At 36.4% G+C, this 13,271-nt stretch carries 12 protein-coding genes and 2 riboswitches; of the genes, 4 read left to right on the top strand and 8 right to left on the bottom strand.

What is annotated here, in order from left to right; genetic code table 11:
• Window positions 1–9 precede the first annotated feature (9 nt).
• From ACHZK0_RS01050 to ACHZK0_RS01020, 7 genes are all read right to left on the bottom strand, one after another.
• Complete coding sequence (locus ACHZK0_RS01050; RefSeq protein WP_262741444.1) at window positions 10–927, bottom strand: ABC transporter permease; 918 nt, start codon at window positions 925–927, stop codon at window positions 10–12.
• A 134-nt stretch (window positions 928–1,061) separates the two neighbouring features.
• Window positions 1,062–1,167, bottom strand: a riboswitch (SAM riboswitch).
• Between the two features lie 292 nt (window positions 1,168–1,459).
• Window positions 1,460–1,963 (bottom strand): hypothetical protein, encoded by a 504-nt coding sequence (locus ACHZK0_RS01045; protein WP_061677906.1) that lies wholly within the window; start codon window positions 1,961–1,963, stop codon window positions 1,460–1,462.
• A gap of 401 nt (window positions 1,964–2,364) precedes the next feature.
• Entirely contained in the window at window positions 2,365–3,615 is a 1,251-nt protein-coding gene (locus tag ACHZK0_RS01040) for a multidrug effflux MFS transporter (protein WP_395761070.1), read from the bottom strand.
• Window positions 3,616–3,742: 127 nt separating this feature from the next.
• The gene (locus ACHZK0_RS01035; RefSeq protein WP_395761686.1) at window positions 3,743–5,461 is read right to left on the bottom strand and encodes a DUF3981 domain-containing protein; all 1,719 of its coding nucleotides are present in this window, start codon (window positions 5,459–5,461) and stop codon (window positions 3,743–3,745) included.
• A 78-nt stretch (window positions 5,462–5,539) separates the two neighbouring features.
• Entirely contained in the window at window positions 5,540–6,073 is a 534-nt protein-coding gene (locus ACHZK0_RS01030) for an MFS transporter (RefSeq protein ID WP_242255662.1), read from the bottom strand.
• Window positions 6,070–7,506: an FAD-binding protein gene (locus ACHZK0_RS01025; RefSeq protein WP_375807670.1), complete on the bottom strand. Its 1,437-nt coding sequence runs from the start codon at window positions 7,504–7,506 to the stop codon at window positions 6,070–6,072. The genes ACHZK0_RS01030 and ACHZK0_RS01025 overlap by 4 nt, the downstream gene beginning before the upstream one ends.
• 110 nt (window positions 7,507–7,616) lie before the next feature.
• Window positions 7,617–8,381, bottom strand: coding sequence for a DUF6612 family protein (locus ACHZK0_RS01020; protein ID WP_262741448.1), 765 nt, complete (start codon window positions 8,379–8,381; stop codon window positions 7,617–7,619).
• A gap of 145 nt (window positions 8,382–8,526) precedes the next feature.
• Between ACHZK0_RS01020 and ACHZK0_RS01015 the strand changes: the two genes are divergently transcribed.
• The 4 genes from ACHZK0_RS01015 (at window position 8,527) to ACHZK0_RS01000 (ending at window position 12,224) form a co-directional block, all read left to right on the top strand.
• A complete protein-coding gene (locus ACHZK0_RS01015) occupies window positions 8,527–9,435 on the top strand; it encodes an NAD(P)-dependent alcohol dehydrogenase (RefSeq protein WP_395761069.1) in 909 nt (302 codons plus the stop codon).
• A gap of 80 nt (window positions 9,436–9,515) precedes the next feature.
• Window positions 9,516–9,630, top strand: a riboswitch (SAM riboswitch).
• An 85-nt stretch (window positions 9,631–9,715) separates the two neighbouring features.
• On the top strand, window positions 9,716–10,528 hold the full coding sequence (locus ACHZK0_RS01010; protein WP_262741450.1) for a MetQ/NlpA family ABC transporter substrate-binding protein: 813 nt from the start codon (window positions 9,716–9,718) through the stop codon (window positions 10,526–10,528).
• Between the two features lie 12 nt (window positions 10,529–10,540).
• On the top strand, window positions 10,541–11,581 hold the full coding sequence (locus tag ACHZK0_RS01005; protein ID WP_262741451.1) for a methionine ABC transporter ATP-binding protein: 1,041 nt from the start codon (window positions 10,541–10,543) through the stop codon (window positions 11,579–11,581).
• Entirely contained in the window at window positions 11,556–12,224 is a 669-nt protein-coding gene (locus ACHZK0_RS01000) for a methionine ABC transporter permease (protein WP_071724876.1), read from the top strand. The genes ACHZK0_RS01005 and ACHZK0_RS01000 overlap by 26 nt, the downstream gene beginning before the upstream one ends.
• A gap of 37 nt (window positions 12,225–12,261) precedes the next feature.
• Here ACHZK0_RS01000 and ACHZK0_RS00995 read toward each other — a convergent pair whose 3' ends face one another.
• Entirely contained in the window at window positions 12,262–13,038 is a 777-nt protein-coding gene (locus ACHZK0_RS00995; RefSeq protein WP_262741452.1) for an SDR family oxidoreductase, read from the bottom strand.
• Window positions 13,039–13,271: the final 233 nt, after the last annotated feature.

Here is a 13,271-nt window from a genome sequence, read left to right as displayed (position 1 = left end):
CCTCCCTCCTTACGTAATAGAACGAATACGCGGATCAACAATACGGTGAATAATATCTGTAATGAAAATACAAGAAATTAATAATGCACTATAGAAAATTGTTGTTCCCATAATGACCGGATAATCCCGGTTAAAAATACTATCTACAAAATATTTTCCGAGACCAGGAATTGCAAAAATCTTTTCAATGATGAACGTCCCTGTTAAAAGCCCAGCCATTAATGGCCCAACAAATGTAAGCACTGGCACAATTGCATTTCGAAGGGCATGTCTTATAATAATCTTCTTAATTGGTATACCTTTCGCTCTTGCTAATTTAATATAATCACTCTGCAATACTTCAATCATATTAGAGCGAACAAACCTTGTAATAACCGCGATTGGCCCTAATGCTAATGCGAAGGATGGCAATACCGTATGTTCAAATGTGCCCCAAGATGCAACTGGTAACAATTCAAACTGTATAGCAAATACTTGTATAAATAGTGGTGCTAGAATAAAACTTGGAATAGAAATACCAAGAATTGCCAACAAACTCACGCTATAATCAATTACTTTTCCATGATATAGAGCTGCAAATGTACCTGCTGCAATTCCGACTAATAATGAAATAACAAGTGCTTGTAAACCAATAATCGCTGACGGGCCAAACCCTGTCGTTATAATTTCTGATACGCCTTGCCCCGTCGATTGAACGGATTCACCAAAATCAAAATGAACTACACCGTCTAAATAAGCAACATATTGATTCCATAACGGTTCATCAAGGTGATACTTCGCTCTCATATTCTGCACAACTTCTGCCGGAAAGATCTTTGCATCCGATGAAAATGGATCCCCCGGAATAATGTGCATAATCAAAAATGTTACTGTCGTAATAATCCATAGTGTAAACACCATAACTGATAGTTTTTTAACAACATACACTCCAATAACCCCCTAAACAAATGAATTTACTTTGTTTTATTGACATATTTGTTCCCATTACTTTTCTGCTTCTTAAAATACAAAAAGCCTTGATCTTAAAAAATAAGATCAAGGCTTAATAAATGAAGGCCCATCACTTATCTTTCAAGACTTGCTTGCTGGAATTAGCACGGTGTTCCTGTTACAGAACCCGCTGCTGAGGTGTCATAGGGCCAGTCCCTCTACCTCTCTGGATAAGTAAATTGCTATATTATTATTTGGTTCAAATTGTATATTTCGAATTATAATTCTGAAAAAATGAAAAGTCAATCAAATTGGATATATTTAGAAAAATCAGTTTTTAACCCTTTTATCGGAATTACCATTAACAATCGTTCTACTTGTCATCCTCGGCTTCTACAAACTTTTTATACTCCATTCGATACTATTACCTGGCAAACCATTTCTATATTTCATGAAGAGCAGCAAGTATTAGTATCCGAGGAGGAAGACTGAGACGGTAAGAAGAAAAAATAACCTTGCATGTGCAAGGTTATTTTTTCGTTTCTGCTTGAAAACGTTTATAGTATGTCGATGCTGTTGCAAAGTTAATTTCTATATCACGAATCAACGATGAATCTTCTTCTTTAGCTAACTTCTGTAATTTTTTCATCGCTTGTTCCGATTCATTCAGGAAACCAGCGTATACCTCATGTTCTTGCTCTTTCGACTTTGGAACACGAATTTCTTTACGTATATTATCGATATCTTCTAACATGCTCGTTGTTACCTTTTGCACATCCTCTTTATATGTAGCATTCGTTATTTCCTTACCGCCCTTTTCTTTTGCTACTTCAAATAACTGCAGTGCTTTATTAATTTCTTTATTTATTTTTATATCGTATTTTTCATGTACTGCAAGGTATTCTTTTATCTCTTCTGTTTGTTCAGTAGATTGCTCCACCTTTTCTTTCGGTTCTTTCGTATCTTTATTTCCATTACACCCTGCTAGAAGGAGCATACTTCCCATTACAGCAATACCCAAAACCTTCTTCATCTCTTCTTCTCCTTTTATCTACAGCTATTACTCATTATAGTTTCTTTTATCTCCACTTTTTATTATACCGAGAACACCCTACTTTTTACACTTAAGACGATATCTTAATATACACACCAACATTTTTGTCACAGTATCGTCACTTTATCAATTTAGCCAAGAAGACTCCTTCCTCAAGGATCGTGAAGGACGTAGCCCAGCGAGTAGGTGGGAAATGAATTAGAAGCCACTAGGCTTCTGTACTTAGGAATCTCCCACTTCAAACAGTCCGTAAGGACGTTAAGTGGTGAGTAGTTCAAGCAAATAACTTTTGCATCACCTTACAACACTGTATAAGTCATTTCAAAGAAATGAAAAAAGAGCTGATTCAACACACGTTTGAATCAGCTCCTTTTTATAAATTAAGCCTCTAAATTTTGTCTTTGTTGCAGTTCAAACTGCTTCTCACTTCTTCTGGCCATAAATAGATAACATAAAACAGCACCAATTTCACAAAGAGCTATTACAACACCCATCGGTAATGCGGTGTTGCTTCCACCAATACCTACTAACGGTGCAACAAGTGCTCCTGAAATGAACTGTAATAACCCTAATAAGGCCGACGCTGTTCCTGCAGCTTGTTTCTGATTTCTCATCGCTAACGAGAACCCAGTTGTTGAGACAACCCCAACACTTGATACAACAAGGAATAATGAACATAAAACACCAATTAAACCTATTCCTAGTACGATTGTCAGTAATAAAGATAGGCCACCAACAGCTGCGATAATAATACCAGCAACAAATAATGTCTTCTCATTCACTTTCCCTGCTAAACGACCCGTTACCTGACTAGCAATAATAATACCGATACCGTTAATCGCAAAGAATAAACTAAATTGCTGTGGTGACGCTCCATATATGTTTTGCAACACAAATGGTGAGCCTGAAATGTACGCAAACATTGCCGCCGTTACTAGCCCTTGTGACAATGCATATCCCATAAACAGACGATCCTTTAACAGTTTTCCATACGTCGCCAACGTTCCTGACAATCCACCTGTTTCTCTTTCTTCAAGAGGTAATGTTTCACGTAATACGAAAGTAGCTGATATTAACATTAATACACTAATTGCTCCAAGAACGATGAAAACACCGCGCCATGTTGTAAACTGTAGCAATTGTCCTCCAATAATCGGTGCCAAAATAGGCGCCGCTCCGTTTACTAACATGAGCAGTGAGAAAAACTTCGTCATTTCAGAACCTGAATACATGTCACGTACCATTGCACGTGATATAACAATCCCAGCTGACCCTGAAGCTCCTTGTAAGAAGCGTAATAACACTAAACTCCAAATAGATGGCGCAATAGCACAAAGTAAAGAAGAAGCAACATAAATAATAAGAGCAATAATAAGAGGTTTGCGCCTTCCGTAAATATCACTAATTGAACCGACAAATAATTGTCCAACTGAAAGCCCAAGTAAACAAGCTGTTAAAGTAAGCTGCGCAAGGGATGCACCTGTCTGTAAATCATCCGTTAATTTCGGTAAAGAAGGCAAATACATATCAATAGATAATGGCCCAATCGCCGTAAGTGTCCCTAGTACAAGAATCATCCATAACCTATTTGTCTTTACAGGTTTATATATTTCTTGATTAATTCCATTCACTTTTTCCGTTCACCCTTTCCTATAACTACTGAATCGTAACAATTATAGTTACAACATAAACATACGTCAAGTATAGTGCATTTTCCTGTTTCATGCTGTAAAAAAAAGCGATAGAATTTCTATCGCTTTACTTTTTCAAATTACTATTTGCAAATTTAGATACGGAAGACATCGCCTCTCCTGTATCTAAATACGTGATTTGAATTGGATCTCCCACTTCTGTAAACATAGCATATGGGAATTTCTTCGCAGGTATCATAAATACTTTTTGTTCATTTTCTAACAGTACGTACACAATTGTATTTTCACCTGATTTTTCTTTATATACACGTTGTACAACGCCTTCTTTTTGTGCCTCTTTACCACTTGAAGTTGGTCTAAATGAATCTCCACTTCCGCTCAGCGCATTTTTATAATTCTCAAGCGCTTCTTTTTGCGTCGAACCTGTTGCAAATATTTTTGCATTAGAAGCATAGATAACTGTATGAGCACGTACTAATCCCCCGTCATCAATAACAGGTACAATCCAAGAAGGTTTACCATACACGTTATAAATAACCGGCATCGTTCCATGCCATTTCTCTCTCTTAAAGGAATTATCCACTACTTCCGAAGCAGCTGAACCATCCATAATTCCCTTCACTTCTTTTCCGTTATAGTAATACAACTTACCTGTACGCGCATCGATAAGCGAATAACCTAGTGCAGAATCTACTCCCTCTTTCGGAGAGGTGAAATCAGTAAAGTAATATAACGTTCCATCCTTACCGAAAATTGGTGTAACTCCTTCTTTCGTTCCCCACTCAGTCGGAATCTTCATATCCGTTTGCGAGAATTTTGTATTCCAAAACCCGTGAATATATTTACCGAAATACGTATTTAATGTAGATGCGGTCTCATGATTTAATACACCATCAACAAATTTAGGTGCCTTTCCTTTATCGTATCTTTTCACTTCACCTGTTTGTGCATCTACTACTACAACGCCCTCTACCTCAAATCCAGATCTTCCTGAGATAAATTCACCATACGTCATTGTATAATACGGTTTTCCTTTATCATCAACTTCGAATTTAGGTTTCCCTTTAAAAATCAAATCCGGTTCTGCTTTTCGAACGACACGTTCTAATTTATTACCAAAAAACATGCTTGGCACATATTTCATTTTATAACCGAGATGCAGTTTCGCTTCCGCATCAGGATTCGTACCTGACATCGTTACGTACCCTGGAATTGTCTCAGCTTTACGTGCTTTAAAAAATCCTGAAACTTCAATTGGTGCTACATATAAAGCCTCACCATTTACCATTTGTGGTGTTAATTCTCCTAGCTCAAAATAAGCCACTTTCGGAATGTCCCCAAATACTTTTTTCATTTTATTCTCCGCTGTCTTTGGCGGCACTGTAAACGGCTGATCATTTTCAGTAAATGGCTCTGAAATATCTTTCTCTACCTTTACAACAGAATCATATTTCTTTTGCGAGATTACTATATCGTGCAAATAACCAAAATAACCGTAACTTGCGAGTAAAACAAACATTAGAAGTCCTTTTAACGTACCTTCTAATTTCCCTATTTGATCTTGTGAAAATAAAACAAGCCCAATTAAAATTGCTACTGCAACAGAATAATGGGTAAGAATCGAATCTGCTCGATCATCAATTAGCCAAAAATATTCATAGATTACAATACCTATCCAAAATAAAACAGGAATAACTAAAATGGATGATTTCTTACCCTTTACAACCTTCTCATCCCCCTTCTTATCCACTGCTCGAAGTTTACTACCGCTTCTCGTCCATGGAATCAAAAACAAAGTGAGAATAGCTAAAATCAAAAATTTCATCAAAGGCAATGTCCCCTTTTCTTTTGTCTTCCCTTTTAGTATAACAAATAAAGGGTATTCAGGTAAAAATGGGAATGATTATATTTTTTTACTACTTAATACAACTCCGCTTACTACATATAAAATAGATGCAATATAAAAAATCGTACCAATCGTAAAGAAATCTACTAAATATCCCGTTGCAATAATTGCTACTGCTCCTCCAATCGATGTCCACACATGATATTTTCCAATCTCATAACCAGCATTTTTTTGCACAACTTTTCGCGCTAACGATGTCTTCTCCGTATTACGCTGCACAGCACCTAAAACCCCCATTAAAATTTGAAGAATGTACACATGCCAAACTTCCGTGGCAATCGGGAAACAAAGCATTAATATTGCCATGGACCAAGCATATATAATTAATAATTTCTGATCACCTACTCGATCAGACACCTTTCCTACTACCGGATATACAAGTGCTGAAGTTAGGGCAAATAAGCCATACGCCCAGCCAAACTGCGAGAAGCTATTCCCAACATTCCGAAGCAATAGAATGTAAAAAGGAAATACCATACTTCCCGCCATCATAATTATGCTTTGTGATGCTACAAATCTTCTATATGTCATTTGCTATACTCCTTATAAAATAAATTCACAAACCGTTCCTCTGGGTCTACTTCCTTCTTCTTCTGAAGGAACTCTTCTATGCGAGGATATGCTTTCTTTAGTTGCTCCTTTTCTGGATAAGAATAATAAGGTAAATAATAACTTCCATTATGCTTCAAAGTAACATCAATCATCTTCTGAATGACCGCTTTTGTTTTCTTTATTTCATCCTCTGAGCGCCCTTGATTAATTAAAAGCACAAGCGCAAACATATCATCTTTCGCATAAGATAGTACCGCATTTTCATTCTTTTCTACATAGCGGATGGTAATGTTAAGAAGGTTTAATTCCTCTTCATTCAAAACACTTCGCAAGTCATCTATATACGCTGCAAAACTATCTATTGGTACGAAATACTCCTGTAAAATCTCGGTCAAGTTTGGATTATCATATTCCATAAAGGCACTATCCGACCTCATTACATTATTTCGTGTTTCGTACTTACCATTTGTACGTTCAAAATAACTTCTTTGTATATCCCAAAACGTATCCTTTCCCCAATCACTATAGCGTGATAAACCAAGTAAAAACTTTGGCGCAGCTATAATATTTTCTTCTTTTAATTTGCTGTATTCTTTCAACCTCTGCTGATCTTTTGCTAATACATAATCTGTCACATACATTTCTTTTAAAAATGAATGTGGGGCAACAGAAATACGTGCTAAATGCATGCGTATATTCTCTTCCCTTCGCACTTTATTCTTAAAATATGAAGAGTACTCTTTATAATCTAGTACCTTCGTATGCTCTTCATACAATTCATCATCTGTTAACTTTAGCGTCACATCTAAAATCACGCCAAACAATCCATATCCCCCAATTACATACGGAAACAGATTCGCATTTTCTTCTCTACTTACATTACGCACCTTACCATCTGCCATTAACAACCTAAACGACTCTACTGTATCAATCAATGCTTCATGACGAATATCACGCCCATGTACATTTACACTTAATGAACCACCAACAGTAAAAATATTTTGAGATTGCATCACTTGAACCGCAAGACCATATGGATTGATTTTCTTTTGAATGTCATTCCATGTGACACCACTTTGCACCCTAATCCTCTTCTTCTCCGCATCGAATTCTAATATTTTATTATACCCTTTCATATCAAGCATCGTACCGTTTGGATAATACGTCTGACCGCCTTGGCTATGCTGCATACCTGCAATAGAAATCTTCTCTCCAGAAACATTCGCATCTTGCACGACCTGTTTTAATGAACCTTCATCCTCAGCATCTTCAACACGTTTAATTTTCGTTGGAAGTAACTTTCCTACATCACTCACAATGGGATGATTTAGTTGCTCTTTATATGTATTTACAGATGTTGCAAGCAACACTGTATAAGCTACAATGACCACCGCTATCTTTCTTTTTTTCAAATGACACTCTCCTCTTCTACAGTTTTTCCTCTTCATATTGTACCTATTTTCCTAAGAAGAAAGTATACAAAAAGGGGGCCCTTATTTTAGGTCCCCCCTCATCAAAACTGTTACTTTGCTGCTGGCAGTTGTATTGGATCAAACTTTTCGTACGACGTATACTTTGCGTTCGTAATAATGTGTGCTTTATCCTTGCCGTTACTACTCATAATCATGTCTATCTTTGCTGATTCATATTTAAAATCTTTTGTAATGATATATTCTGCATCCACTTCTTCTATCTTCGCATTTTGTGCTTGTAACATTTTCTTCTGCGTCTCATCCATGCTAGTTAACATACTTTCTGTTTCTTGCCCTTTTAATGTAAATTTCAGTTTATATTTATCTCCACTTTTCTCCATCTTCATTTTATCTAAAACTACTGCTGGTACTTCTAACTTATCTATAATATCCTGAGTCGCTTTCATTCCACCAGCGTTTAATTGCTCCTCTGGTACGGTTATAACTTCTCCTGTATTAGGGTTTTTCACTTCACCAGCAACTTTACCATCCACAGTATACACTACAACATCTGTACCAGAAATATTCATTTCAGAACGAGAATTCTTTGTCTTTGGCTCTAATTGCATCTTAGCCTTTAATATATTCATCTCTGTTCCTTCAGCTTTTATCTCTACATCATATGTCATCGTTACATTTTCTTCATTCTTAAAAGCTTCGTTCGTTTTCTTGAAAACATCCTTCGCTGCTAATTCTTTTTCTTTCTGCATGGCTTCTTTTTTCGGTTCATCAGTTTTTGTTGTTTTCTCATTGCTACACCCTACCCCTAGACTGATTGCAAACACTAAACTTGAAATAAAAATAATTTTTTTCATAATGTCGCCCCCTTTCCCAAAATAATATCACCTCTTTTCCTATGAAATCTATACAATTTTTAATCTATATTCGCTATATAGCGACATGTTTAATGAAGATTTTAAATATGATATAAATAACAACAACTCATTTCAGGAGGTCATTATGAAGGCGATCATTTGCACAAAGTATGGACCACCTAACGTTCTTCAGCTTCGAAATATAGAGAAACCTACACCTAAAAAGAACGAAGTATTAGTTAAAATTCACGCAACAAGTGTATCAACTGGAGATTGTAGAATACGCGGTTTTAATAGTCCCCTCTTATTTTGGGTTCCTATGCGAATCATATTAGGTTTCAGAAAACCGAGAAAACCTATACTCGGCGTAGAGTTATCCGGTGAAATCGAAGAAATAGGAACAGATGTAACCCAATTTAAAAAAGGCGATCCAATCTTTGCATTAACAGAACTAAACCTCGGTGGTTATGCCGAGTACACATGCTTACATGAAAGTGGATTAATAACATTAAAACCTACCAATGTGACGTATGAAGAAGCGGCAGTTATTCCTTTTGGTGGAACTTCAGCATTGCATTTCCTTCGAAAGGGTCGTATAAAAAAAGGGAAACAAGTGCTCATATATGGTGCCTCAGGATCAGTAGGAACAGCTGCTGTACAACTTGCTAAATATTTCGGTGCAACCGTTACGGCTGTTTGTAGTAATTCAAATTTTGAACTCGTTCAATCTTTAGGAGCTGATACAGTAATTGATTATACGAAAGAAGACTTTACTAAGCGGCGCGAGCGCTACGATATTATATTTGATGCAGTTGGGAAGTATAAAAAATCCCTTTGCACAAATACATTAACACCCAATGGAAAATATGTATCTGTTAATGGAATGATGGCGAAGGTAAGTAAAGAGGATATGATTCTACTAAAAGAACTAACTGAAACAGAACATTTAAAGCCTGTTATTGATAGAACCTACCGATTAGAAGAAATTGCTGAAGCTCATATGTATGTGGAAAAGGGACATAAGAAAGGTAATATTTCGATTACCTTAAAATAAAATATATTCAGAAAATAACATTGACAATTCTTTTTGTAAGATTTACTATTAGTACCATATTAAAAAACTACATACACAAACTCTTATCAAGAGTGGCGGAGGGACTGGCCCGATGATGCCCGGCAACCGAGCTTATAACGTATAAGCTAAGGTGCTAATTCCTGCAAAACGAGTTTTCGTTTTGGAAGATAAGAGAGGAACCTATTTTGTCTATTCGGCACCTCTCTTATTTTTGAGAGGTGCTTTTTATTTTGGAACGTATATGGAGGGGGAATTATAGATGAAAAAAGTATTATTGAGCATTGTAAGTGGAGCGGTATTATTGCTAGGTGCATGTGGTGCTAATTCTGATAAAGAGGTAAAAGCATTAGATGAGAAAAAGATTACTGTCGGTGTAACTGGCGGACCTCATGAACAAATTTTTGAAAAGGTAAAAGAAGTGGCAGCGAAAGACGGACTCAAAATCGATGTAAAAGTATTTAATGATTATGTAGCACCAAACGTATCTTTAGATGAAAAAAGCCTCGATGTAAATAGCTATCAAACGAAATCATATTTAGACGTATTTAAAGCTGAGCGCAATATGAAGTTGACGGAAGTATTTTCAACAGTAACATTCCCTATGGGCGTATATTCTAAAAGCTTAAAGGATGTAAAAGACTTAAAAGAGGGCGACGCAATCGCTGTACCAAATGATCCAACGAATGAACTTCGAGCTTTAAAGCTATTTGAAAAAGCAGGAGTTTTAAAAGTAGATCCAAAGGCGACAGAAAAAGCGACTGCGAAAGATGTAATTGAAAACCCAAAAAATTTAAAGATTGTTGAATTAGAGGCATCTCAATTACCAACACAACTAAGTGAAGTGAAAGCAGCTGCAATTAATACAAACTTTGCATTAGGTGCAAAATTAAGCCCTGCGAAAGATTCCATCTTCCGTGAAGGAAAAGATTCACCATATGTGAACTGGGTCGTTGTTCGTACTGAAAATAAAGATGATGCTGTTGTAAATAAATTAAAGAAAGCTTATCAATCTAAAGAAGTAAAAGAATTTATCGAGAAAAAATTTGATGGTTCTGTTTTACCGTCTTGGTAGGAGCTGACGATAATGATTAAATTAAAAAATGTATCCAAAGTATTTACAACAAAAAAAGGGAATGTAGAAGCTCTTAAGTCTACTTCCCTTCAAGTAAAAAAGGGCGAAGTATTTGGAATCATTGGATATAGTGGCGCTGGTAAAAGTACATTAATTCGATGTGTAAATTTATTAGAAAAACCAACGACAGGAAATATCATTGTAAACGGCCAAGACTTAACAACTTTATCAGCAAAAGAACTAGCAAAATCGAGACAAAAAATCGGGATGATTTTTCAAGGATTCAACTTACTTAAAACTGTGACAGTTTATGAAAATATCGCATTACCGTTACGTCTATCTGGTCTTCCCAAAAATGAAATTGAAAAAAGGGTAGAAAAGTATTTACGTATTGTCGATCTTTTTAATCGAAAAGATGCCTATCCGAGTGAACTTTCTGGTGGCCAAAAGCAGCGTGTTGCAATTGCACGTGCACTATCACATGAACCTGAAGTATTATTAAGCGACGAAGCAACGAGTGCTTTAGACCCAGAAACAACAGATTCTATTCTTGACCTATTACTAAAGATTAATGAAGAAATCGGGATTACAATTTTATTAATTACACATGAAATGAATGTCATCCAGCGTATATGTGACCGAGTTGCTGTTATGGAACATGGAGCAGTAGTCGAGAGCGGGACCGTGAAGGATATCTTCACAAATCCACAACATGTAACAACGAAGAAATTCGTAAATAGTGCATTTGCAGCGAAGATTCCAGAAGAAGTACAAAAAGAACTACAAACTACCGGTGAAATTGTAACTCTCTCCTTTATAGGTAATGCTTCAGGAGAGCCAGCATTAGCTGTTGCTACAAAACGTTTTCAAGTGTATCCGAATATTTTATCCGGTAATATTACGCAGTTAAAACATGAAGCATACGGGAAACTAATCATTCATATGCAGGGGGAAAAAAATGAAGTAGCCCGCGCTTTATCATTTTTACAAGAGCAAGGGATCATCGTAGAAGGAGGTAGAACAGATTATGGGAAACAAGTCCTTTTTGGATGAATGGGGTAAAGTCATATGGGAAGCAACCATTCAAACATTTCAAATGACATCTATTTCACTATTCATCTCTATCCTTATTGCATTACCACTTGGCGTTACACTTGTTTTAACGAGACCTGGTGGACAGCACGAAAATAAAATCATTTATCCAATTCTTAATACAATTATTAATATCATTCGCTCTCTTCCATTTATCATTCTATTATTCTTCATTTTACCTTTTACAAAGTTTCTAATGGGAACATCTATTGGTGTGCAAGGTGTTATCGTACCACTTGTCGTATTCACAGCTCCTTATATTGCACGATTAATGGAGACAGCTTTATTAGAAGTGGATCGTGGAGTTATTGAAGCTTACCAAGCGATGGGCGTTTCTACTATAAAAATTATTTGGCACGTTATGGTGAAAGAAGCTCGTCCCTCCCTTGTACTCGGCTTAACAATTGCAACAATCGGCCTAATTGGTGCAACAGCAATGGCTGGACTTGTAGGTGCTGGCGGTCTTGGTGATTTAGCATATCGATTCGGACACTTACGCTACGAACCTGAAGTAATGTATGCAACAGTCTTTATTTTAATTGTCCTCGTTCAAGGGCTACAGTCTTTAGGAAATGGTGTTGCAAGAAGATTGAAGAAAGATTAAAAAAGAAGGTATCTCACCCTGGTGAGATACCTTCTTTTTACCTTTTAAACCCACCTTCAGAATGAATAACTTGTCCAGTAATCCATTCTGCTTCTTCACTTACTAAAAACTTAATAAGTCTTGCTGCATCCCTTGGCTCACCAATTCTACCAAAAGGAAACATCGGCTTTAACCCTTGCTTTATCTCTTCATTCATCCATCCCGTACTAGTTGGACCTGGGTTAATTGCATTCACTGTTATCCCTAAATGAGCTACCTCGGCTGACAACGAACTCGTAAGAGCGTCAATAGCTCCCTTCGTTGTTGCATACGCCAGTTCTCCAACCATAGGCCCTTGAAATTGCCCCGACGTCATATTCACAATTCTACCACCAGATTTCTTATCAAACCCTCGGGCAAATTGACTACTTAACAACGTAGTCGCTCGAATATTTACCATGTAATGCTTATCTAATTCTTCAGCAGTCAAATTAGAGAAATCATTATTCGTAGAATACGCTGCATTATTAATTAATATATGAGGGTACCCTAATTGTTCAGTAACTTTATTTATAAGCTCTTTTGGTGCATCATTCTGAGTTAAATCTAACTCCATACTCGATACTTTAACACCGCTTTTTAGTAACTCTTCTTTTAATTGTATTTGTTCACTTTGATCAACGCCCCAGGGCATCTCTTTATCGTACGCCGTCCAATAGGTAAAAAATATATCGTATCCTGCTTCAGCTAATTCTTTACAAATTGCTGCGCCTATACCATCTAGACGACTTACACCTGTAACAACTGCTATTTTATTTTTTAATTGATTCATCATATACTCCTCCAATTTAAAGGACGCATACTTTATATAAGAGATATGAATTTCCCTACACATTATCCTTACAAAAGGGATATACAAGCCAAATATGCAGTCCTTGAATGATTTACAGATAGCTAAATAAACCCTCACTTATGAGAGAAAAATTGATCTATCTAGTTTCCTAATCATTACAAGTTCATCCGCATATTGAGTCCTTGTCCCCTTTCCATATATCTCTATTTCTATCA

It is taken from the genome of Bacillus sp. 3G2 (genome assembly GCF_044324725.1).
GTDB lineage: Bacteria > Bacillota > Bacilli > Bacillales > Bacillaceae_G > Bacillus_A > Bacillus_A mobilis.
Note: the sequence above shows the minus strand (reverse complement) of the source record. Positions and strands in the feature narration are given on the sequence as shown.

What these genes read in the sequence shown, in the direction of transcription:
- ACHZK0_RS01045 (WP_061677906.1), bottom strand. Translation starts at nt 1,963, where the DNA reads ATGAAGAAGGTTTTGGGTATTGCTGTAATGGGAAGTATGCTCCTTCTA.
- ACHZK0_RS01035 (WP_395761686.1), bottom strand. Translation starts at nt 5,461, where the DNA reads ATGAAATTTTTGATTTTAGCTATTCTCACTTTGTTTTTGATTCCATGG.
- ACHZK0_RS01030 (WP_242255662.1), bottom strand. Translation starts at nt 6,073, where the DNA reads ATGACATATAGAAGATTTGTAGCATCACAAAGCATAATTATGATGGCG.
- ACHZK0_RS01020 (WP_262741448.1), bottom strand. Translation starts at nt 8,381, where the DNA reads ATGAAAAAAATTATTTTTATTTCAAGTTTAGTGTTTGCAATCAGTCTA.
- ACHZK0_RS01015 (WP_395761069.1), top strand. Translation starts at nt 8,527, where the DNA reads ATGAAGGCGATCATTTGCACAAAGTATGGACCACCTAACGTTCTTCAG.
- ACHZK0_RS01010 (WP_262741450.1), top strand. Translation starts at nt 9,716, where the DNA reads ATGAAAAAAGTATTATTGAGCATTGTAAGTGGAGCGGTATTATTGCTA.
- ACHZK0_RS01005 (WP_262741451.1), top strand. Translation starts at nt 10,541, where the DNA reads ATGATTAAATTAAAAAATGTATCCAAAGTATTTACAACAAAAAAAGGG.
- ACHZK0_RS01000 (WP_071724876.1), top strand. Translation starts at nt 11,556, where the DNA reads ATGGGAAACAAGTCCTTTTTGGATGAATGGGGTAAAGTCATATGGGAA.
- ACHZK0_RS00995 (WP_262741452.1), bottom strand. Translation starts at nt 13,038, where the DNA reads ATGATGAATCAATTAAAAAATAAAATAGCAGTTGTTACAGGTGTAAGT.